At 71.8% G+C, this 20299-nt stretch carries 18 protein-coding genes and 1 tRNA gene; 7 read left to right on the top strand and 12 right to left on the bottom strand.

Features of this window, described 5'->3' with window-relative positions; all coding sequences use genetic code 11:
• Positions 1 to 110 precede the first annotated feature (110 nt).
• Positions 111 to 1895, bottom strand: coding sequence for an SDR family oxidoreductase (locus TNCT6_RS15320; RefSeq protein ID WP_141359905.1), 1785 nt, complete (start codon positions 1893 to 1895; stop codon positions 111 to 113).
• Between the two features lie 247 nt (positions 1896 to 2142).
• Between TNCT6_RS15320 and TNCT6_RS15325 the strand changes: the two genes are divergently transcribed.
• From TNCT6_RS15325 to TNCT6_RS15350, 6 genes are all read left to right on the top strand, one after another.
• Complete coding sequence (locus tag TNCT6_RS15325) at positions 2143 to 3117, top strand: ABC transporter ATP-binding protein (protein WP_141366455.1); 975 nt, start codon at positions 2143 to 2145, stop codon at positions 3115 to 3117.
• Positions 3107 to 4015, top strand: a complete 909-nt coding sequence (locus TNCT6_RS15330) for an ABC transporter permease (protein ID WP_141359906.1) — start codon at positions 3107 to 3109, stop codon at positions 4013 to 4015. The genes TNCT6_RS15325 and TNCT6_RS15330 overlap by 11 nt, the downstream gene beginning before the upstream one ends.
• Entirely contained in the window at positions 4012 to 4923 is a 912-nt protein-coding gene (locus tag TNCT6_RS15335; RefSeq protein WP_141359907.1) for an ABC transporter ATP-binding protein, read from the top strand. The genes TNCT6_RS15330 and TNCT6_RS15335 overlap by 4 nt, the downstream gene beginning before the upstream one ends.
• Positions 4924 to 4933: 10 nt before the next feature.
• A complete protein-coding gene (locus TNCT6_RS15340; protein ID WP_141359908.1) occupies positions 4934 to 5653 on the top strand; it encodes an ABC transporter permease subunit in 720 nt (239 codons plus the stop codon).
• Between the two features lie 100 nt (positions 5654 to 5753).
• On the top strand, positions 5754 to 5990 hold the full coding sequence (locus TNCT6_RS15345) for a hypothetical protein (RefSeq protein ID WP_141359909.1): 237 nt from the start codon (positions 5754 to 5756) through the stop codon (positions 5988 to 5990).
• Positions 5991 to 6257: 267 nt separating this feature from the next.
• Positions 6258 to 6345 (top strand) — tRNA-OTHER (locus TNCT6_RS15350).
• Positions 6346 to 6359: 14 nt separating this feature from the next.
• Here the strand turns inward: TNCT6_RS15350 and TNCT6_RS15355 are convergent.
• The 9 genes from TNCT6_RS15355 to TNCT6_RS15395 all read right to left on the bottom strand — a co-directional run bounded on the left by TNCT6_RS15355 (position 6360) and on the right by TNCT6_RS15395 (position 16511).
• On the bottom strand, positions 6360 to 7172 hold the full coding sequence (locus TNCT6_RS15355) for an HAD family hydrolase (protein WP_141359910.1): 813 nt from the start codon (positions 7170 to 7172) through the stop codon (positions 6360 to 6362).
• On the bottom strand, positions 7169 to 8446 hold the full coding sequence (serS, locus tag TNCT6_RS15360; RefSeq protein WP_141359911.1) for a serine--tRNA ligase: 1278 nt from the start codon (positions 8444 to 8446) through the stop codon (positions 7169 to 7171). The genes TNCT6_RS15355 and serS overlap by 4 nt, the downstream gene beginning before the upstream one ends.
• Positions 8447 to 9176: 730 nt before the next feature.
• Positions 9177 to 10109, bottom strand: coding sequence for a prephenate dehydratase (pheA, locus tag TNCT6_RS15365; RefSeq protein WP_141359912.1), 933 nt, complete (start codon positions 10107 to 10109; stop codon positions 9177 to 9179).
• 108 nt (positions 10110 to 10217) lie between these two features.
• Positions 10218 to 11516, bottom strand: a complete 1299-nt coding sequence (gene efeB / locus TNCT6_RS15370) for an iron uptake transporter deferrochelatase/peroxidase subunit (protein WP_141359913.1) — start codon at positions 11514 to 11516, stop codon at positions 10218 to 10220.
• Between the two features lie 8 nt (positions 11517 to 11524).
• Complete coding sequence (locus TNCT6_RS15375) at positions 11525 to 13519, bottom strand: copper resistance CopC/CopD family protein (RefSeq protein ID WP_141359914.1); 1995 nt, start codon at positions 13517 to 13519, stop codon at positions 11525 to 11527.
• Positions 13520 to 13532: 13 nt separating this feature from the next.
• Positions 13533 to 14006, bottom strand: a complete 474-nt coding sequence (locus TNCT6_RS15380) for a copper chaperone PCu(A)C (RefSeq protein WP_253266113.1) — start codon at positions 14004 to 14006, stop codon at positions 13533 to 13535.
• Positions 14003 to 14653, bottom strand: coding sequence for an SCO family protein (locus tag TNCT6_RS15385; protein ID WP_141359915.1), 651 nt, complete (start codon positions 14651 to 14653; stop codon positions 14003 to 14005). The genes TNCT6_RS15380 and TNCT6_RS15385 overlap by 4 nt, the downstream gene beginning before the upstream one ends.
• A 93-nt stretch (positions 14654 to 14746) precedes the next feature.
• Positions 14747 to 15478, bottom strand: coding sequence for a YcnI family protein (locus tag TNCT6_RS15390; protein WP_141359916.1), 732 nt, complete (start codon positions 15476 to 15478; stop codon positions 14747 to 14749).
• Positions 15479 to 15644: 166 nt separating this feature from the next.
• Complete coding sequence (locus TNCT6_RS15395; RefSeq protein WP_141359917.1) at positions 15645 to 16511, bottom strand: hypothetical protein; 867 nt, start codon at positions 16509 to 16511, stop codon at positions 15645 to 15647.
• A 222-nt stretch (positions 16512 to 16733) separates the two neighbouring features.
• Here TNCT6_RS15395 and TNCT6_RS15400 point away from each other — a divergent pair, with 222 nt between their 5' ends.
• The gene (locus tag TNCT6_RS15400; RefSeq protein ID WP_141359918.1) at positions 16734 to 17180 is read left to right on the top strand and encodes an ATP-binding protein; all 447 of its coding nucleotides are present in this window, start codon (positions 16734 to 16736) and stop codon (positions 17178 to 17180) included.
• Positions 17181 to 17292: 112 nt separating this feature from the next.
• Here TNCT6_RS15400 and TNCT6_RS15405 read toward each other — a convergent pair whose 3' ends face one another.
• Both TNCT6_RS15405 and TNCT6_RS15410 read right to left on the bottom strand, forming a co-directional pair.
• Positions 17293 to 18657 carry a PLP-dependent aminotransferase family protein gene (locus TNCT6_RS15405; protein ID WP_141359919.1) on the bottom strand — a complete coding sequence of 455 codons (1365 nt, stop codon included), beginning with the start codon at positions 18655 to 18657 and terminating at the stop codon, positions 17293 to 17295.
• Between the two features lie 98 nt (positions 18658 to 18755).
• Positions 18756 to 20237, bottom strand: coding sequence for an aminopeptidase P family protein (locus TNCT6_RS15410; protein ID WP_141359920.1), 1482 nt, complete (start codon positions 20235 to 20237; stop codon positions 18756 to 18758).
• Between the last annotated feature and the right edge of the window lie 62 nt (positions 20238 to 20299).

Here is a 20299-nt window from a genome sequence, read left to right on the forward strand (position 1 = left end):
GGGAGAGACGCGGATCACGCAGGTCAATTTCGCCCGGGAGGTTTGATCCACAGCCAAGTGATGTTGTCCACAGGCAAGAGGCGCGAAGCTGTGGACAACTGGTCTCCGGTTCAGGGGTGTTGGCCCGGATCCGCGGCACCCAGCGGCGGTTTCGCCCGTGCGAGCCGGCGCCGCGCCTGCGGGGTGAAGCGGGACATCGCGCGGAGGAGACGGGCCTCCGGCGTCACCGGTACCACCGCCTCGTCGCGCACGACCGCGCGCAGGATCGCGTCGGCCACCTTCTCCGGCGGGTAGCCGCGCAGTCCGTACAGGCGGGCCGCGCGCCGCCGCCGGCGCCTCTCCTCCTCTGCGGGGACGCCCGCGAAGTGCGCCGTGGACGTGATGGAGGTGTCGACGAAACCGGGACAGACCGCTGTGACGCCGATCCCCTGCCCGGCCAGCTCCGCGCGCAGACACTCGCTCAGCATCAGCACCGCCGCCTTGGAGGTGCTGTAGGCGGGCAGGGCCTTCGAGGGCTGGTACGCCGCCGCGGACGCGGTGTTGACGATGTGGCCGCCCTGTCCCCGCTCGGCCATCCGCTTCCCGAACAGCCGGCAGCCATGGATCACTCCCCACAGATTGACGTCGAGGACCTTCCTCCAGTCCTCGGTGGTGTGGTCGAAGAACGAGCCGGACAGGCCGATGCCCGCGTTGTTCACCAGGACGTCCACCACGCCGTACTCGGCGTCGACCTTCTCGGCCAGCTTCTCCATGGCCTGCTCGTCGGAGACGTCCACCGCCTCGGCCCAGGCGGCCGGCGCCCCGAGCTGCCGCGACTGCTCGGCGGTGCGGGCCGCGGCCTCGGCGTTCCGGTCGACGGCCACCACCCGCGCGCCGGCCCGGGCGAAGGCGTACGCCGTGGCCCGTCCGATGCCGCTGCCCGCGCCGGTGACCAGGACGAGCTGCCCGGCGAAGCGGTCGGCGTACTTCCCGGTGGCGGCCGGCCGTGGCTGCCCGTCCTCGGTGGCCATGACGAACTGGGTGATCCAGGCCGCCAGCTGGTCGGGCCGGGTGCGCGGGATCCAGTGCCCGGCGGGGAGCGTGCGGCGCACCAGGCCGGGTGTCCACCGCTCCAGGTCGTCGTACAGGCTCTCCGAGAGGAAGGCGTCGTCGAGGGGGGTGATGAGCTGCACCGGCGCGTGCGCGTGGGCGTCCGCCCGTGGTCTGCGCAGCCGGGCCCGCACGTTGTCCCGGTACAGCCAGGCGCCGTGCGCCGCGTCCCGGGGCAGCGACGAGGTCGGGTAGTCGTCGCCGGGGACCTTCTCGACACGCCTCAGAATGCCCGGCCAGCGCCTGCCGAGCGGGCCGCGCCAGGCCAGCTCGGGCAGCTTGGGCGTGTGCAGCAGGTACACGTACCAGGACTTGGCGCCCTGGCCGAGGAGCTGGCCCACCCGGCGCGGGGTGGGGCGCTTGACGCGCCCGGCGATCCAGTGGCCGAAGTGGTCGAGGGACGGCCCGGACACCGATGTGAAGGAGGCGATCCGGCCCTCGGTGCGCCGCACGCTGACGAACTCCCAGGACTGCACCGAGCCCCAGTCGTGCCCCACCAGGTGCACCGGCCTCCCGGGGCTCACCGCGTCCGCGACCGCCAGGAAGTCGTCGGTCAGCTTGTCGAGGGTGAAGCCCCCGCGCAGGGGCCGCGGCGCGGTGGAGCGGCCGTGGCCGCGGACGTCGTAGAGCACGACATGGAAGCGGCCGGCGAGGCGCTCGGCGACCTCCGACCAGACCTCCTTGCTGTCCGGGTAGCCGTGCACCAGGACGACCGTGGGCCGCCGTGCGTCGCCCAGTTCGGCCACGCACAGCTCGACTCCGCCCGTGCGCACCCGGCGTTCCCGCGCGCCCTTCAGCATCGTCACTTCTCCTCCGCTCTCCTCCACCGAGGCCGGATACGGCTGCCGAACGTGCCTCTGCCGTGACGCCGGCGACTGTTGCAGCTGTTAGACCAGTCGTCAACAGTGCGGTCCGGATGCCGGAACTCCGCAGGCCGCCCGGCCCTCAGGGGTCCGACCCCTAAGGTCCCCGTAATACTCGAGGCGGACCCCAAGACGGCTCTGGGGTCTGACGACCGGCGTGGTCCGGATCACTACCGTCGAAGACGTGACTGTGATCGCGACCGAAAGCCTGAGCAAGCGGTTCCCACGGGTGACCGCGCTTGACCGGCTCTCCGTGGACGTCGGACCGGGTGTGACCGGACTCGTCGGCGCCAACGGAGCCGGCAAGTCCACACTCATCAAGATCCTGCTGGGTCTGTCCCCCGCCACCGAGGGCCGCGCCGAGGTGCTCGGCCTCGACGTCGCCACCGAGGGCGCAGCCATCCGTGAGCGCGTCGGATACATGCCGGAGCACGACTGCCTGCCGCCCGACGTCTCGGCCACCGAGTTCGTCGTCCACATGGCGCGCATGTCCGGCCTGCCCCCGACCGCAGCCCGCGAGCGCACCGCGGACACCCTGCGCCATGTCGGCCTGTACGAGGAGCGCTACCGCCCCATCGGCGGCTACTCCACCGGTATGAAGCAGCGCGTGAAGCTCGCCCAGGCCCTGGTGCACGATCCGCAACTGGTCTTCCTCGACGAGCCGACCAACGGCCTCGACCCGGTCGGCCGTGACGACATGCTCGGCCTGATCCGCCGCATCCACACCGACTTCGGCATCTCCGTCCTGGTCACCTCCCACCTGCTGGGTGAACTGGAGCGCACCTGCGACCACGTCGTCGTCATCGACGGCGGCAAGCTCCTGCGCTCCAGCTCCACCACCGACTTCACCCAGACCACGACCACCCTCGCGATCGAGGTCACCGACAGCGACGAGTACCCGGACGGCACCCGCGCCGTGCGCGACGCGCTCCACGCGCGCGGGGTGGAGACCCAGGACGGCACCGGCCTGCCGGGCGCGGGACACGTCCTGCTGCTCACCGCCCAGGGCGAGGAGACGTACGACCTGGTGCGGGACGTGATCGCGGACCTCGGCCTCGGCCTGGTGCGCATGGAGCAGCGACGGCACCACATCTCGGAGGTCTTCCGGGACAGCGACGAACAGCGCGACGCACAGGGGAAGGAGGCGGTCGGCCATGGCGGTTGAACCCACCGCGGCAGTGCCCACGGGTGACCAGACCCGCATCCACAACATCGGTTACCGCAGCTACGACGGCCCCCGCCTCGGCCGCGCCTACGCCCGCCGCTCGCTGTACTCGCAGTCCCTGCGCGGCGCCTACGGCCTCGGCCGCTCGGTGAAGTCCAAGGTGCTGCCGATGCTGCTGTTCGTGGTGATGTGCGTGCCCGCGGCCATCATGGTCGCCGTCGCGGTCGCCACCAAGGCCAAGGGCCTGCCCATCGAGTACACGCGCTACGCCATCATCATGCAGGGCGTCATCAGCCTGTACGTCGCCTCGCAGGCACCCCAGTCCGTCTCGCGCGACCTGCGCTTCAAGACCGTGCCCCTGTACTTCTCACGGCCCATCGAGACCGCCGACTACGTGCGCGCCAAGTACGCGGCCCTGGCCTCCGCGCTGTTCATCCTGACCGCGGCCCCGCTGCTCGTGCTCTACGTCGGCGCGCTGCTGGCCAAGATGGACTTCGCCGACCAGACCAAGGGATTCGCCCAGGGAGTCGTCTCCGTGGCACTGCTCTCACTGCTCTTCGCCGGTATCGGCCTCGTCATCGCCGCCGTCACCCCGCGCCGCGGCTTCGGTATCGCCGCCGTGATCGCCGTACTGGTCATCTCCTACGGCGCCGTCTCCACCCTCCAGGCCATTGCGGAGGCCCGGAACAACTCCGGCGCCATCCCCTGGATCGGCCTGTTCTCACCGGTCACCCTCGTCGACGGCGTGCAGACCGCCTTCCTCGGCGCGACCTCCTCGGCACCCGGCGCCGCCGGCCCGGGCAGCGGACAGGGCGTCGTCTACGTCCTCGTCGTCCTCGGCCTCATCGCCGCCGCATACGGCCTCCTGCTGCGCCGCTACAAGAAGGTGGGACTGTGACGACCCTGAGCATCGACCACGTCTCCCGCTGGTTCGGCAACGTGGTCGCCGTCAACGACATCACCATGACGATCGGCCCCGGCGTCACCGGCCTGCTCGGCCCCAACGGCGCCGGAAAGTCCACGCTGATCAACATGATGGCCGGCTTCCTCGCCCCCTCCACCGGCACGGTCACCCTCGACGGGCAGCCGGTGTGGCGCAACGAGAAGATCTACCAGCACATCGGCATCGTCCCCGAGCGGGAGGCGATGTACGACTTCCTCACCGGCCGCGAGTTCGTCGTCGCCAACGCCGAACTGCACGGCCTGGGCGCCAAGGCCGCCCAGAAGGCGCTCGCCACCGTCGAGATGGAGTACGCGCAGGACCGGAAGATCTCCACCTACTCCAAGGGCATGCGCCAGCGCGTCAAGATGGCCTCCGCGCTGGTCCACGACCCCTCGCTGCTCCTGCTCGACGAGCCGTTCAACGGCATGGACCCGCGCCAGCGCATGCAGCTGATGGACCTGCTGCGGCGCATGGGCGACGAGGGCCGCACCGTGTTGTTCTCCTCCCACATCCTGGAGGAGGTCGAACAGCTCGCCTGGCACATCGAGGTCGTCGTCGCCGGACGGCACGCCGCCAGCGGCGACTTCCGCAGGATCCGCCGCCTGATGACCGACCGGCCGCACCGCTACCTGGTGCGCTCCAGCGACGACCGTGCCCTGGCGGCCGCGCTGATCGCCGATCCGTCGACGTCCGGCATCGAGGTCGACCTCGCCGAGGGCGCGCTGCGCGTCCAGGCCGTCGACTTCGGCCGGTTCACGACCCTGCTGCCGCGGGTGGCCCGGGACCACGGCATCCGGCTGCACACGGTCTCGCCCTCCGACGAGTCCCTCGAGTCCGTCTTCTCGTATCTGGTCGCGGCGTAGGAGGCCGAAGATGTATGACCCCACAGTCGCCCGGCTCACCTACCGGGCCCTGCTCGGCCGCCGTCGGGCCCTCATCCTCGGCGCGCTGCCGCTGCTGCTCATCGTGATCGCCGCGGCCGTCCGCGCTCTCGCCGGAGCCGACGACCAGACCGCGGTGAACGTCCTGGGCGGGTTCGCGCTCGCCACCATGGTGCCGATCATCGGCGTCATCGCCGGCACCGGAGCGATCGGGCCGGAGATCGACGACGGCTCGGTGGTGTACCTGCTGTCCAAGCCGCTCAAGCGGTCGACGATCATCTTCACCAAGCTGATCGTGGCGATCGCGGTGACCATGGTCTTCTCCGCGGTGCCGACGCTGGTCGCCGGACTGATCCTCAACGGCAACGGGCAGCAGATCGCCGTCGCCTACGCCGTGGCCGCGCTGGTCGCCTCCATCGCCTACGCGGCCCTCTTCCTCCTGCTGGGCACGGTCTCCCGGCACGCGGTGGTCTTCGGGCTCGTCTACGCGCTGGTCTGGGAGGCGCTGTTCGGCTCCCTGGTGCCCGGGGCACGCACGCTGAGCATCCAGCAGTGGGCGCTGGCCGTGGCGCACAAGGTCGCCGGCGGGGACATGGTCACCTCCGACGTCGGGTTGCCGACGGCGACGGTGCTGCTGGTGGTGGTGACCGTCCTGGCCACCTGGTACGCCGGGCAGAAACTGCGGTCGCTGACCCTCGCCGGCGAGGAGTGAGGCGTCCGATCGGGGCCGGGCGGTTCCGCCCGGCCTTGACGGAGGCTTCACCCTCACCCGGGCACACTGGGCAAAGCGGATGAAGCGGCAGGAGGACGTGATGGCGGGCGAAGTGCCGGAGGGCGAGGGCCGGGGGACGACCGGGGACACGTGGGACGACGTCGTCCTGGACGCCGACTTCATACGCGCCGCCGGGACCGCCGAGCCGTCCGGCCGGGCACGGATGCTCGCCGCGCGCTGGCGGCGCGAGGAGCCCGAGCCGCAGCCGTGGCGCTCCGACGAGCCGCCCGCCGGCTGGTTCTTCAGCAAGGCCCGCCGGCGTCGGTGGCGGCGGTGAAGAGGCCCGGGGCGTCCGGTAATTCGGTGGCGTCGAAGCCGTCGTAGCGGCACAGTGGTGGTGTTCACCGCGCCGGACCGCATCGGCGCCACGTTCTGGGAGAGGAGCTGGGCGATGTCGATGCACGGCAGTACGCCGAGCTCCCGACAGGGCAGCCCGCGGCGGGCTCCGGAGTAACTACCGGCTCCGTCGAGCCCGCCTCGCACGGGGAGCTGCCCGGGGCGGCCGCTTCGAGCACGCGAATCCCTTCGCGTGGGCCGCCCACCCGGAGGATTGGCCGAGTGGCAAGGCACCGGCTTGGTTCAAGCCGCGGTCGGGGGTCACCCCCGCGCACGTTCGATTCGTGCATCCTCCGCAGAGACCGAGGGCTCAGCCCACCAGCTTCTCCAACAGCACCGCGATGCCGTCCTCGTCGTTCGAGGCCGTCACCTCGTCGGCGACCGCCTTCAGCTCCTCGTGGGCGTTGGCCATCGCCACGCCCCGGGAGGCCCAGGAGAACATCGGGACGTCGTTGGGCATGTCGCCGAAGGCGATGGCGTCCGCCGCCTTCAGGCCCAGCCGCCGCGCGGCCAGCGAGAGCCCCGTGGCCTTCGACAGCCCCAGCGGCAGCAGCTCGACGATGCCCTCGCCGGCCATGGTCACCGAGACGAAACCGCCGGCGGTCCGGCGGGCCACGTCGGCCAGTTCGTCGTCCGTGAGGTCCGGGTGCTGGACGTAGATCTTGTTGAGGGGCGCGCTCCACAGCTCCGTGACGTCCGTGAACGGCGTCGCCGGAAGCGGGCCCGCGACCGCGTAGCCGGGACCGACCAGCACCTCGCCGTCCAGACCGTCGCGGCTGGCCGCCAGGTACAGCGGACCGACCTCCGCCTCGATCTTGGCCAGGGCCACCGCCGCCAGTTGCCGGTCCAGGGTCACCGAGGTCAGCAGGCGGTGCTCCCCGGCGTCGTACACCTGGGCGCCCTGGCCGCAGACCGCGAGGCCCCGGTAGCCGAGGTCGTCGAGGACGTGCCGGGTCCAGGGCACCGCGCGGCCGGTGACGACCAGGTGCGCGGCACCCGCCGCGGTGGCCGCGGCGAGCGCCTCACGGGTGCGCTCCGAGACCGACCCGTCGGAGCGCAGGAGCGTCCCGTCGAGGTCGGTCGCGATCAGCTTGTAGGGGAACGGCCCGGCGGCGGGTCTCACTTGGCCACCGGTTCCAGGACCTCCCGGCCGCCGAGGTAGGGACGCAGCACCTCCGGCACCCGCACGGAGCCGTCGGCCTGCTGGTGGTTCTCCAGGATCGCGACGATCGTGCGCGGGACGGCGCACAGCGTGCCGTTGAGCGTCGCCAGCGGGCGGACCGCCTTGCCGTCACGGAAGCGGATCTGGAGCCGGCGGGACTGGAACTCGGTGCAGTCCGAGGTCGAGGTCAGCTCGCGGTACTTGTCCTGGGTCGGGACCCACGCCTCGCAGTCGAACTTGCGCGAGGCCGAGGCGCCCAGGTCGCCCGAGGCTACGTCGATCACGCGGAACGGCAGCTCCAGCGAGGTCAGCCACTGCTTCTCCCACTCCAGCAGCCGGCGGTGCTCCTCCTGCGACTCCTCGGGGGTGACGTAGGAGAACATCTCGACCTTGTCGAACTGGTGGACGCGGAAGATGCCCTTGGTGTCCTTGCCGTGCGAGCCGGCCTCGCGGCGGAAGCACGGCGAGAACCCGGCGTACCGCAGCGGCAGGCGGTCGGCGTCGATGATCTCGTCCATGTGGTACGCCGCCAGCGGCACCTCGGAGGTGCCGACCAGGTACAGGTCGTCCTTGTCGAGGTGGTAGACGTCCTGGGCCGCCTGACCGAGGAAGCCCGTGCCCGCCATCGACTGGGGGCGGACCAGCGCGGGGGTCAGCATCGGCGTGAAGCCGGCCGCGGTGGCCTGGGCGATCGCCGCGTTCACCAGCGCCAGCTCCAGCAGGGCGCCGACACCGGTGAGGAAGTAGAAGCGCGAGCCGGAGACCTTCGCGCCGCGCTCCACGTCGATCGCGCCGAGGAGCTGGCCGAGCTCCAGGTGGTCCTTGGGCTCGAAGCCCTCGGCGGCGAAGTCGCGGATCGTGCCGTGCGTCTCCAGCGTGACGAAGTCCTCCTCGCCGCCGACGGGCACGTCGGGGTGGATGAGGTTGCCGAGCCGCAGGAGGAGCTCCTGGGTCTCGGCGTCGGCCGCGTCGCGCTCGGCGTCGGCGGTCTTGACGTCGGCGGCGAGCCCGCTCGCACGCTTCAGCAGTTCGGCCTTCTCGTCACCGGAGGCCTTGGGGATGAGCTTGCCCAGCGCCTTCTGCTCGGCGCGCAGCTCGTCGAAGCGGACGCCGGACGACCTGCGCCGCTCGTCGGCAGACAGGAGGGCGTCGACGAGCGCGACGTCCTCTCCACGGGCACGCTGCGAGGCGCGCACACGGTCGGGGTCCTCACGGAGCAGACGAAGGTCAATCACGCGGTCAAGGCTACCGGTGCGACGTTCCACCCCACGACCCAGTATTCCGAACCATGCCGTACGTACCGTTATGGAGGAATTGCTTCCGGTGTCAAGGGAGCAGACCCCGCCTCCCTGGAACGAGGCAGCCGGTGGGTGCCGGGTTGACCTGATTCCCTTGTGCGGAAGGGGACTTGAAGCCGGGTTGTCCACAGGGATCCACATCCTCCGGAGAGTTATCCACAGGCTGTGTGGAAGATCTGTGGATTTCGGAGTTGATCACTCCGGAAGCGTTGTGCGGAGGGAGGAATTCCTGCCTCGAAGCGCCCGGGCGCCCACTTTCGGCGGAAAGGGGTCGCCCCAAAAGATGAACCAAAGGAGACGAGTGGACGAAGGGTGACCTGTGGGGCCTTGACCGATCTTGAGGGGCGGAGGGCGATTTGTCGACTGAGTCCCCGTTGGGTGTCGACTTGTCCCCAGGTCGAGAGAGGGGGGTGTGGATAACTTCTGTGGACAACCAACACCCGCGGACAGCACCGGCCGGAAGCGGCACAAGCGACTAGTGCTGTGACCGGAAAGGTTCACCGGCTCGCGGCGCCCGGCACGGCACTCCCCCAGCCTTCGGCCGGGGGTACCCCCACGCCGCGTTGTCGCATCACCCGAGTACATCCAGTACGCGGGCAATGCTCCGCCTTGCGATGTACCGCACCGGACGCCGCGAGCTTCCCGGCAAACCTTTCCGGCCACAGCACTAGAAACGGCCGTCCTGGCAGCGCGCCACCCAGTCCGCCGCCGCCACGAACTCCTGGTCCGAGGTCCCGGCCAGCGGAGGCCGTACGTCCGCCGTGTCGCCGTCCGCCCGCGGGTACGAGCCCAGGAAGCGCACCTGGAGGCAGATCCGCTTGAGGCCCATCAGTGCCTCCGCCATCCGGCGGTCGTTGATGTGGCCCTCGGCGTCGATGCAGAAGCAGTAGTTGCCGATGCCGGCGCCCGTCGGGCGGGACTGCAGCAGCATCAGGTTGATACCGCGGGTGCTGAACTCGCCCAGCAGGTCACGCAGCCCGCCGGGATGGTCGTCGCGCTGCCACAGCACCACCGACGTCTTGTCCGTGCCGCTCGGCGCGGCGGGCCGAGCGGGCCGGCCGACCAGCACGAACCGTGTCTGCGCGTTCTCCGCGTCGTGGATGCCCGTCTCCAGGGGCACGAGCCCGTACCGCGCGGCCGCGAACTCACCGGCGAACGCGGCGTCGTAGCGGCCCTCCTGGACCAGGCGGGCGCCGTCCGCGTTCGAGGCGGCCGACTCCCAGACGGCGTCCGGGAGGTTCGCCGAGAGCCAGTTGCGCACCTGCGGCTGGGCGGCCGGGTGGGCGGTGACCGTCTTGACGTCCGACAGCGTCGTACCGGGCCTGACCAGCAGCGCGAAGGTGATCGACAGCAGCACCTCGCGGTAGATCATCAGCGGCTGGCCCGCGACCAGCTCGTCGAGCGTGGTGGTGATGCCGCCCTCGACGGAGTTCTCGATCGGCACGAAAGCGGCCTCGGCCGCGCCGGCCCGGACGGCGTCCAGCGCCGACTGCACGGACACGTACGGGACCAGTTCCCGCGTGGCCGTCTCGGGAAGGGTGCGCAGGGCGACTTCGGTGAAGGTGCCCTCGGGGCCGAGATACGCATAGCTCGCTGGCATGACCTCACCCTAATGGCCTCGGCCGGACCCGGCTCGCGTGTCTCATGGAAGCCCCTCCCCCGGGTGAACCGGGTGTGACGGGTGTGATCGCGCCGGTTTCCGCCGTGCTCACCCCTCCAGCAGCCGCTGCCCCACGTACTCGCCGTTCGCCGCCCCGCCCGGGACCGCGAACAGACCGCTCGCCTCGTGCCGGAGGTACGCCGACAGCGCGTCGCCGCGATCCAGCTTGCGCTGCACCGGTACGAAGCCGCGCAGCGGGTCCGCCTGCCAGCAGATGAACAGCAGGCCCGCGTCCGGGGTGCCGTCGGCGTCGAAGCCGTCGTGGTAGGAGAAGGGGCGCCGGAGCATGGCCGCGCCCCCGTTCTGGTCGGGCCGGGTGATCCGGGCGTGGGCGTTGACCGGGACGACGTAGGTGCCGTCCTTGCCGGTCTTCTCCAGGTCCATCGCGGTCGTCTCGGTGCCCCCGCCGAGCGGCGCCCCGTCGGACTTGCGGCGCCCGATGACGTCCTCCTGCTGGGTGAGCGGCAGCTTCTCCCAGTCGTCCAGGAGCATCCGGATGCGGCGTACGACGACGTAGGAGCCGTTCCCCATCCAGGCCGGCTCGCCGTTCGCGGGCACGAAGAGGCGCTGGCCGAAGTCCGGGTCGGCCGGCTTCGGGTTGCGGGTGCCGTCGATCTGCCCCATCAGGTTGCGGGCCGTCATGGGATGCGCGGTGGCTCCGGGGGAGCGGTTGAAGCCGTTCATCTGCCAGCGGACGCGGGCGGCGCCGCCCGCGTCCTTCTGGAGGGCGCGCAGGGCGTGGAAGGCGACCAGCGCGTCGTTCGCGCCGATCTGGACCCAGAGATCGCCGTTGCTGCGGGACTTGTCGAGCCGGTCGGAGGAGAAGTCGGGCAGCGGGTCGAGAGCGCCGGGCCGCTGCCGGCGCAGATCCGTCCGGTCGAAGAAGGAGTGGCCGAAGCCGAAGGTGACCGTCAGCGCCGAGGGGCCCGCGTCCCGTGCCACGTCGGTGTCGTCGAGTGCGGCCGGTTCACCCGCCATCAGCCGCTCGGCCGTCGCCGACCAGCGGCGCAGCAGCGCGGCGGCCTCCGTGCGGCCCGCTCCGGGCGCGAGGTCGAAGGCGACGAGATGGCCGCGGGCCTGGAGGGCGTCGGTGATGCCGGGCTGATGTTTCCCGTGAAACATCGCCCGGTCGGCGCCGAGCGAGGTGAGCGGGGTGGCACCGGCGGGCGCCGCCGTGTAGCCGAGGCCCGTGCCGGCCGCGCCGAGGACGAGCCCGGTGGCACCGGCCGTACCGAGCAGTCGTCGGCGCGACACGCCCGCTCCTGCGGCGGTGCCCGCCCGCGCGGACGCGGTCGCCGCGGGCGAGGGGTTCGGGGAGGTGGCCTCCGGGGTGGACTGGTCGGTCATGGTGCGGTTCAGCCGATCTGCGTGTTCTTGGTGACGGTGACCTGGTCGATGTCGGAGGTCCGCACGGTCACGGCGACCTGCCAGTCGCCCGCCATGGGGATCTGCACCCCGCTCGCCACCCAGTGTCCGGTGGTGACGTGGTCGGGGTTCACCGGGAGCGGTCCGAGGTCCTTCGCGGCCAGCGTGAAGGCGAACTTGAGCTCGGTGATGTCGCGGAGGCGCCCGTTCGGTCCGAGGGAAAAGATGTGCAACTCGTTGCCGCCCACGCGCGCGGGGTCGATGTCGATCCGTACGACGCCCTTGCCGTCCTTGCCGCCGGTGTCGAACGGCATGTCGAGGGTGACCGCGCCCACCCCGGAGGACGAGGACGAGGACGAGGACGCGGTGGACGACGTGGCGGTCCTGGCCTCCGTCTCCGTGCGCCCCGGTTCGGTCTGCGTCAGCACGGTCGTGACGGCGAGCAGCACGACGGCGACACCCGCTTCCATCAGTACGGACCGGCGCAGCCCGAAGCGGTGGGGGTCGGCGTCCCGCAGCCGCTTCTGCCGTGCGGTGTCCAGGGCGGCCTGCTGCCGGGCGAGCTGGGCGGCCCGCCGGGCGGCCTCCCCCTTCGCCGCCTTCCCACCGGGCTTGGCCTTGTCGCCGTCGGCTTTCCCGGTTTCGGTCTTCCCGGTCCCGGGCTTCCCGGCCCCGGCCTTCGCGTCCGGGCCGGGATTCCTGCCCGCGGTCGCCGCGACCTTCGCGCGTGCCTTGGCCGGTGCCTTCGCGGCGGCCGTCTGCGCCAGCCGGCCCGTCCAGCGGCGGGAGGTCCAGGCGACGCCGACCATCAGCGCCACCAGACCGACCTTCACGAGGAGCAGCTGTCCGTAGCGGGTGTCGGTGAGCGCCGACCAGGAGCCGACCTGGCGCCAGGACTGATAGGTGCCGGTCGCGACCAGCGCCAGGACGGAACCGAAGGCGACCTGGGAGAAGCGGCGTACGGCCGCGGTCTCGACCGGGGTCTCGGCGGGCGCCCGGTACAGCGCGACCAGAAGGGCGACGAGACCGCCGAGCCAGGCGGCCACGGCGAGCAGGTGGACGACGTCGACCGGCATCGCGATGCCCGGCTGGAGCCCGGTCGAGGCGTGCTCGGACATGGCCCAGCTGGCCGCGAGCCCGACGGCGACCACGGTGCCGCCGATCGCGAGCCCGAAGGTCAGGTCGCGCTTCTCGTCGTCCGCGCGCTTTTGGTACTCCCCGAAGAGCACCGCGACGAACAGCGCCGCCGCGGCGAGCAGCAGCAGCCGGGAGACGAGGGCCGCCCCGGTCTTGGTCTGGAGCACCTGCCCGAGGAGCGTCAGGTCGAAGACGTCCCCGATCTTTCCGGAGGTGGTGTAGGAGCCGCGCAGGAGCAGCAGCGCGAGCGTGGACGCGGTGAGCGCGACCCAGCCGGAGACGACGAGCCGTTGCACCGCCCGCACTCCCGAGCCGCGCTGCCAGCAGGCCAGTACGAAGGCGGCACCGCCGGCCAGGACGACGAAGCCGGCGTACGACACGTACCGCCCGATCCCGTAGAGCCCGCCGACGATCCCGCCGCCCGCCGTCTGGTCGCCGACCGCGGCGGAAGTCTTGGAGGGGGCGCCGATGGAGAAGGTGTAGGCACCGCCGACGGGGTGGCTGTCGGCCGAGACCACCTGGTAGGCGACGGTGTAGGTGCCGTCCGGCAGTCCGCTGCGCAGTCGCACGGCATACGTCGTCCCGCTGACGTTGGCGGGCTTCCCGGCGTCGACGCGGTTGCCCTTGGGATCCAGGACGCGCAGCGAGTCGTCGCTCATGGCGACCTGCTCGGAGAAGGTCAGCGACACCTGGGCGGGCGCTTTGTCGACCACCGCCCCCTGCTGCGGATCGCTGCCGGTCAGCGCGGCGTGCGCGGAGGCCGGGGCGGCTCCGGCGAGGAGCACGCCGGCGACGGCCATGAGCAGCAGCATCAGGGTCCGGAAGCGTGGGGCGATGGTCTGCGACAAGGTGGTCCCTCCCTCAGTGTCCGGTCGTGGGGTTGTACGTGGCCGATTTCACCGGCATCTCGACCTTGACGGTGCCGGACTCGGCGAAGTGCAGTTCGACGAGGACCGTCTGGCCCTGCCGGGGCGCGCGCTTCAGCTTGTCGAACATCAGGTGGTTGCCGCCGCTCTCGAACACGAGTCGCCCGTGGGCGGGGACGGTGAGGGGGCCGGCCTCCTTCATGACCCCGCCGGCGGTCTGGTGCACGGTGACGTCCTCGGCTTCGGCGCTGGTGACCGAGGTGAGTTCGTCCTTGGCGCCGCCCTTGTTCTCGATGGTCAGGAAGCCGGCCGCCATCGCGGCCGAGAGCGGCTGGGGCATGTAGGCGGAGTGGACGGACAGTTCGGCCTTCGCGTCGCCGGTCCCGGAGGACGCGGCGCAGCCGGTCAGCAGGGCGGTACCGGTCAGGGTCGCGGCCAGGAGCGCCGCCGCCGGTGCCGGCCGCCTCACGGGTTCTCCCCCCTGACGATCCTGGGGAGGTCCTTGGTGTAGTCGTCGACGGTGGCGTCCTCGCCGTAGAGAACGTATCCGGCGTCGGTCTTCGGTGAGAACGCGATCACCTGGGTGCCGTGCATCGAGACGAGCTTGCCGTTCTTGTCCTTCGTGGTCGGCTCGATGGAGATGCCCAGGGTGCGCGCGCCGGCCTGGATGGTGGAGAAGTCGCCGGTCAGTCCTATGAACTGCGGGTCGATCATCTTGAGCCACTTGCCGAGTTCGGCCGGGGTGTCGCGGGCCGGGTCGGTCGTGACGAACACCACGCGCAGGTCGTCCTGCTCGGCCCTGGACAGCGCCTTCTTGGCAACCGCGATGTTGTTCATGGTCAGCGGGCAGGCATCGGGGCAGTGGGTGTAGCCGAAGTAGACCAGCGTCGGGTGGCCGGCGGTCTCCTTGCGGAGGTCGTACTGCTTTCCCTGGGTGTCGGTGAGGACCAGGTCCGGCTTCTCGAACGGCTTGTCGAGGACCGTCGCGGCCTTCTGCGAGGTGTCCTCGGAGACGACGGCGACGGGCTTCCCGCCGTCGTTGCCGCTGCCGCAGGCGGAGAGGGTCAGGGTGGCCGCGGCGAGCAGGGCGGCCACGACGAAGGTCTTGTTGCGCATAGAGAAATGTCCCAGATGTGAGAACTCCGGCGCGCACCGGGGGCCGTACGCGAGAGTGGCACGACCCCCGGAGCGCGTGACGGACGAGCCGGATCAGGCGGTGGTGCGCCTGCGGCCGGCGAGTACGCCGTAGGCCACGCCGGCCGCGCCGACGAGGATGCCGACGATGCCGAGGACGCGGGCGGTGGTGTCGCTGCCGCTCTTGGAAGTGTCGGCGGCGGTGGTCTGGGCGGCGGGCTTGGTGTCGGCAGCGGCGTCCTTGGCCGACGCGTCGTGTCCGTCACCCTCCGAGGCCGCGGCCAGCTGAAGCACCGGCGCCGGGTTGTCCGGCTCCGCCTGGCCCTTCTGCGGCACCTCGATCCAGCGCACGACCTCCTTGTTGGAGTACGTCTGGATCGCCTTGAAGACCAGCTGGTCGGCGTCCTCGGGCAGCGTGCCGATGGAGACCGGGAACTTCTGGAAGAAGCCGGGCTTGATGCCGTCGCCGTCGGCGGTCCAGGTGACCTTGGTGACGGCTTCGGAGATCTTCTTGCCGTGCATCTCCAGCGGCTTGTCCAGCTGGGACTTGGTGACGTCGATCTTCCAGCCGGTCATCGGCTGCGGCATCACGGAGGCCAGCGGGTGGTCGGTCGGGAAGTTGACCTCGATCTTGGTGGTGGAGGCGTTGTCGCGCTCGTTGGGGACCTTGAAGTCGACGACGGCGTAGCCGCCCTTGGCGGCGGAGCCCTCCGGCTGGACGCTGACGTGCGCGAACGCCGGGGCGGACAGGGCGAGGACGGCCGAGCCGGCGACGGCGGCGGTGGCGGCGAGTCGAGAAGCCTTCATTGGGGGTGCACTCCACTTCGAGTGAGTTCCGGTGTCTGAGGGGTGCGCGTGCGGGGCGGGACCGGTGCCCCGGTGTTCCCGCCGGGCGGGCACGCGCGCGCGTGCCGCACGACGGCGGCCGCTCCCCCGGCGGAGACCCGCTCGGTGGGGTGGTGGTCGCGTCGCGTCAGGCAGCGAGGACGAGTGCGGCGGCGGCCGGCGGGCCGCGGCGGATCACCGTGTGCTGGAGTGCGGTGGTGTGGGGGACGAGGGGCGCGGAGTCGGCGGTGCGCCGGAAGCGCGGGCCGGTGCCGGCCGCCGTGGGCAGCCCGGCGCACAGGGCGCGCGCCAGGGCGAGCGCCCCGCGCAGGGACCGAACGAGCGCGGCCTCGGCGGCTCCGTGCGCCGACAGCTCGATCAGCCTCAGCAGGGCGAGGTCGCCGCGCCGCAGCACCCAGCCCGTGGCGACGGCGGCCAGGACGTGCACGAGCAGCATCGGCAGGGACGGCAGCAGCGCGGCGGCCGCGCCGATGGGGAACCATGAGCCCGCCGGGTGGTGCGGGGCGTTCGGGCCCGTGCCGGCGCCGCCGTAGGCGTGTGCGTCGACGAGTATCCGGTAGGCCTGGGCCGGGCTGATCACGGCGGCGGTGGCCCCGCACACGTACCGGGCGGCCCGCTGGACGAGCTCGGCGTCGGACAGCACGGGCAGCGAACCCGTCGGTCCCGTCGATCCCGTGGAGCCCACGGTCATGGCACCGGAGGCCATGGCGCCCATGCCGCTCTGCCCCATGCCGAACAGGCTGTGCAGCACGGTCTGGCCGACCACGAGCAGCGTCGCGATCCCCGGCAGGGAACGCGCGCGCCCGGCGAGGGGCGCCACCACGACCAGCGCCCCCAGGAACCCCGCGCCCAGTGTCCACAGCGGCACCGCGGCGCAGGAGGCCAGCGTGTGCCCGGCCGCGGCCAGCACGACGCAGACCGCGGCGAACACCGCGGCCCGAAGGATCCGGAGACCGCGTCCGGCGGGTGCCGTGCGCGGGCGGGGGGCAGACATGGCGGCCTCATCATCCCACTGGACCCGGGCCCGTCGTACGGCAGGTCCACAAGATGCGGTAGATCCGGAAGGTCACGTTCTGATGTCGTCGGCCCGCACATACACCGATTCCCCGCCCCGCCGCGTCCGCCGATCGGACCGTGTCGTGTCAACGCCGTGCTTACGGCAGGGCACTCGGGGCAATACGTAACGGTATGTCGAGCCGCGCCGGGAGGCTGGAGCATGAGCATCTGGTGGTCACTCCATCTGCGGCGTGACGCCGCGAGCGTGCCGCTCGCGCGGCGACTGCTGCTCGGCACGATGGAGACCGCGGGCGTCGACCCCGACATCTCCTACGACCTGTCCGTGGCCCTGAGCGAGGCCTGCGCGAACGCGGTGGAGTACGGCGGGGACACCGAATCCTCCGGTGGCTACCGCGTCACCGCCTTTCTCGACGGGGAGAAGTGCCGCATCGAGGTGGCCGACGCGGGCCCCGGCTTTCCGCCGGCGGGCCGCCGCCGCCCGGTCCGCGCCGCGCGCGCCGACGCCGAGCACGGCCGCGGCCTGTATCTCATCCAGGAACTCGCCGACCATGTCCACATCCGCAACAGGCCGGGCCGGGGCGGCGCGGTGGTGAGCTTCGACAAGATCCTCAAGTGGCGCGAGGACGCCCCGCTGATGGCGGTGTAGCGCAGCCGGTCGCGGTGCGGTGCCGTGCGGGACGCCGGCCAGGAGTCCGGGCGTGTCCCGGGTCCGGCGCGATTCTTCGCGGCCCGCATGCCGTCGGCGACACGCAACCCGCTCAGGCGTCGGCCAGGAGCTTCGCCAGGGCCTCCAGGGCTTCCGGGTAGACCCGTTCCCGGGGGGTGCCGTAGCCGACGACCACGCCCTGGGGGCGGCCCTCGCCCGGGGTGTGCCAGTGGTCGGCCAGGCGGCCGAGGGCCAGGCCCTCCGCCTCCGCGCGGGCCAGTGTCTCCGCTTCGTCGGCGACGTCCACCAGGGCGTGCAGACCGGCGGCGATCCCGCGCACCCGGCGGGAGCCCAGGCGGTCCAGGAGCTGGTCCCGGCGGCGCCGGTAGCGAAGGCGGCACGCGCGTATGTGCCGGTCGTAGGCATGGCTGTCGATCAGCTCGGCGAGCGCCAACTGGCCGATGGTCTCGGTGTGGTGGTCACTGTGCAGCTTGGCCTCGGCCACCGCGTCGACCAGGTGCGGCGGCAGCACCACCCAGCCCAGTCGCAGGGCCGGCCCCAGGGTCTTGGAGGCGGTGCCCAGATAGGCGACCTGACCCGGCGCCATGCCCTGGAGCGCGCCGACCGGCTGGCGGTCGTAGCGGAACTCGCCGTCGTAGTCGTCCTCGACGATCAGCCCTCCACGCGCGCGTGCCCAGTCGGTCAGCGCCCTCCGGCGCTCCGGGTGCAGGGTCACACCGGTCGGGTACTGGTGCGCCGGGGTGACAACGACGGCCCTCTGCTCGCCCAGGTCCTGGGCGCACACACCGCGTTCGTCGACCCGGACCGGCGCCACGCTGCCGCCCGCCCGCCGCACCACCTCCCGGTGGAAGGGCAGCCCGGGGTCCTCCATGGCGACCTCGGCCCCGTCCAGTACGCGCGTGAGGAGCGCCAGCCCCTGCACGTACCCGGAGGTGATGACGATCCGCTCGGGCGGAGCGATCACCCCGCGCGCCCGTCCCAGATAGCCCGACAGCGCCGTGCGCAGCTCGATCCGGCCGCGCGGGTCGCCGTAGTCGTACGTCAGCGAGGGCGCCGTCGCGATGGCGCGGCGCAGTGCCCGCAGCCAGGCCGCCGCCGGGAAGGTGCCGACGTCCGGGCTGCCCGGCCGCAGGTCGAAGCGGGGAGCACGCGTGTGTGCCGCCGCTCCCGGCTCCTGCGCGTCGACGGCCGGCAGGGCGGCGACCCGGGTGCCCGATCCCTGCCGCGCCGTCAGATAGCCCTCGGCGACCAGCTGGTCGTACGCCGCCTTCGCGGTGCCCCGCGAGATGCCGAGTTCGGCGGCCAGCCGGCGGGTCGCCGGCAGCCGTGTCCCGGGCGCCAGCCGCCCGTCCCGCACCGCGTCGCGGAGCGCCTTCTCCAGCCCCGCCCGGCGGCCCGCCGCCGCGTCCGGTTCCAGATGCAGGTCCAACCCGGCACCGGACCAGAAGTCCTCCACGAGAACCCTCCCCCTAGGTACGTGAATTCACGTCCGGGACCCGCGCCCCGGCGCAGGAAGGCCGGGCACCTCGCGGGTACCCGGCCTTCGGACCCCCATCAGCTCTTCAGCGACGCCATCCAGGCCTCGACCTCGTCGGAGCGGCGCGGCAGGCCGGCCGAGAGATTGCGGTTGCCGTCCTCGGTGACCAGGATGTCGTCCTCGATGCGGACGCCGATGCCGCGGTACTCCTCCGGGACGGTCAGGTCGTCGGCCTGGAAGTACAGGCCCGGCTCGACGGTGAGGACCATGCCCGGCTCCAGCGTGCTGTCGACGTACGTCTCGGTCCGCGCGGCGGCGCAGTCGTGGACGTCCATGCCGAGCATGTGGCCGGTGCCGTGCAGCGTCCAGCGGCGCTGCAGACCCAGCTCCAGCACCCGCTCGACCGGGCCCTCGACCAGGCCCCACTCGACGAGCTTCTCCGCGAGCACGTGCTGGGCGGCGTCGTGGAAGTCGCGGTACTTGGCGCCCGGCTTGACCGCCGCGATGCCGGCCTCCTGGGACTCGTACACCGCGTCGTAGATCTTCTTCTGGATCTCGTTGTACGTGCCGTTGACGGGCAGCGTGCGCGTGACGTCGGCGGTGTAGAGGGTGTGCGTCTCCACACCCGCGTCCAGCAGGAGCAGGTCGCCGGAGCGGACCGGGCCGTCGTTGCGCACCCAGTGCAGGGTGCAGGCGTGCGGGCCGGAGGCGCAGATGGAGCCGTAGCCGACGTCGTTGCCCTCGACGCGCGCGCGGAGGAAGAACGTTCCCTCGATATAGCGCTCGCTGGTCGCCTCGGCCTTGTCGAGGACCTTCACCACGTCCTCGAAGCCGCGCACGGTGGAGTCGACGGCCTTCTGCAGCTCGCCGATCTCGAAGTCGTCCTTGAGCAGGCGCGCCTCGGAGAGGAAGACCCGCAGCTCCTCGTCGCGCTCGGCGGTGACCTTGTCGGTCAGGGCGGCCTCGAGGCCGGCGTCGTAGCCGCGCACGACGCGGACCGGGCCGGTGGCCTCACGCAGCGTGTCCGCCAGTTCGCGTACGTCGGAGGTCCGGATGCCGTACAGGGTCTCGGCCTCGGCCAGGGAGTGGCGGCGGCCGACCCACAGCTCGCCCTGGCCGGAGAGCCAGAACTCGCCGTTCTCACGGTCGGAGCGCGGCAGGAGGTAGAGCGTCCCCTGGTGCCCGTCCGCGGTGGGCTCCAGGACCAGGACGCCGTCCTCGGTCTGGTTGCCGGTGAGGTAGGCGTACTCGACCGAGGAACGGAAGGGGTACTCGGTGTCGTTCGAACGGGTCTTCAGGTTGCCCGCGGGGATGACCAGGCGCTCGCCGGGGAAGCGTGCGGACAGTGCGGCGCGGCGGCGCGCGGTGTGCTCCGCCTGCTCGACCGGCTCGAGACCGTGCAGCTCGGTGTCGGCCCAGCCGGACTTCATGTTCTCGGCGAGCTCGTCGGACACGCCCGGGTACAGGCCGTTCTTCCGCTGCTTGATCGGTTCTTCTTCGGCGGTCTCCGGGGTCTCCGGCAGCTCCTGCGCCACGGTCTTCCTCCTCGATACAGCCATTGGGCCATCCCCCATCGTACGGTCGTACGGAAGGGGGCCAGAGGCGGAAGCGCCTGTTACCG

The sequence above is a fragment of the Streptomyces sp. 6-11-2 genome (assembly GCF_006540305.1).
GTDB lineage: Bacteria > Actinomycetota > Actinomycetes > Streptomycetales > Streptomycetaceae > Streptomyces.

What these genes read in the sequence shown, in the direction of transcription:
- TNCT6_RS15330 (WP_141359906.1), top strand. Translation starts at nt 3,107, where the DNA reads ATGGCGGTTGAACCCACCGCGGCAGTGCCCACGGGTGACCAGACCCGC.
- TNCT6_RS15340 (WP_141359908.1), top strand. Translation starts at nt 4,934, where the DNA reads ATGTATGACCCCACAGTCGCCCGGCTCACCTACCGGGCCCTGCTCGGC.
- TNCT6_RS15345 (WP_141359909.1), top strand. Translation starts at nt 5,754, where the DNA reads ATGGCGGGCGAAGTGCCGGAGGGCGAGGGCCGGGGGACGACCGGGGAC.
- pheA (WP_141359912.1), bottom strand. Translation starts at nt 10,109, where the DNA reads ATGCCAGCGAGCTATGCGTATCTCGGCCCCGAGGGCACCTTCACCGAA.
- efeB (WP_141359913.1), bottom strand. Translation starts at nt 11,516, where the DNA reads ATGACCGACCAGTCCACCCCGGAGGCCACCTCCCCGAACCCCTCGCCC.
- TNCT6_RS15385 (WP_141359915.1), bottom strand. Translation starts at nt 14,653, where the DNA reads ATGCGCAACAAGACCTTCGTCGTGGCCGCCCTGCTCGCCGCGGCCACC.
- TNCT6_RS15390 (WP_141359916.1), bottom strand. Translation starts at nt 15,478, where the DNA reads ATGAAGGCTTCTCGACTCGCCGCCACCGCCGCCGTCGCCGGCTCGGCC.
- TNCT6_RS15395 (WP_141359917.1), bottom strand. Translation starts at nt 16,511, where the DNA reads ATGTCTGCCCCCCGCCCGCGCACGGCACCCGCCGGACGCGGTCTCCGG.
- TNCT6_RS15400 (WP_141359918.1), top strand. Translation starts at nt 16,734, where the DNA reads ATGAGCATCTGGTGGTCACTCCATCTGCGGCGTGACGCCGCGAGCGTG.
- TNCT6_RS15410 (WP_141359920.1), bottom strand. Translation starts at nt 20,237, where the DNA reads ATGGCTGTATCGAGGAGGAAGACCGTGGCGCAGGAGCTGCCGGAGACC.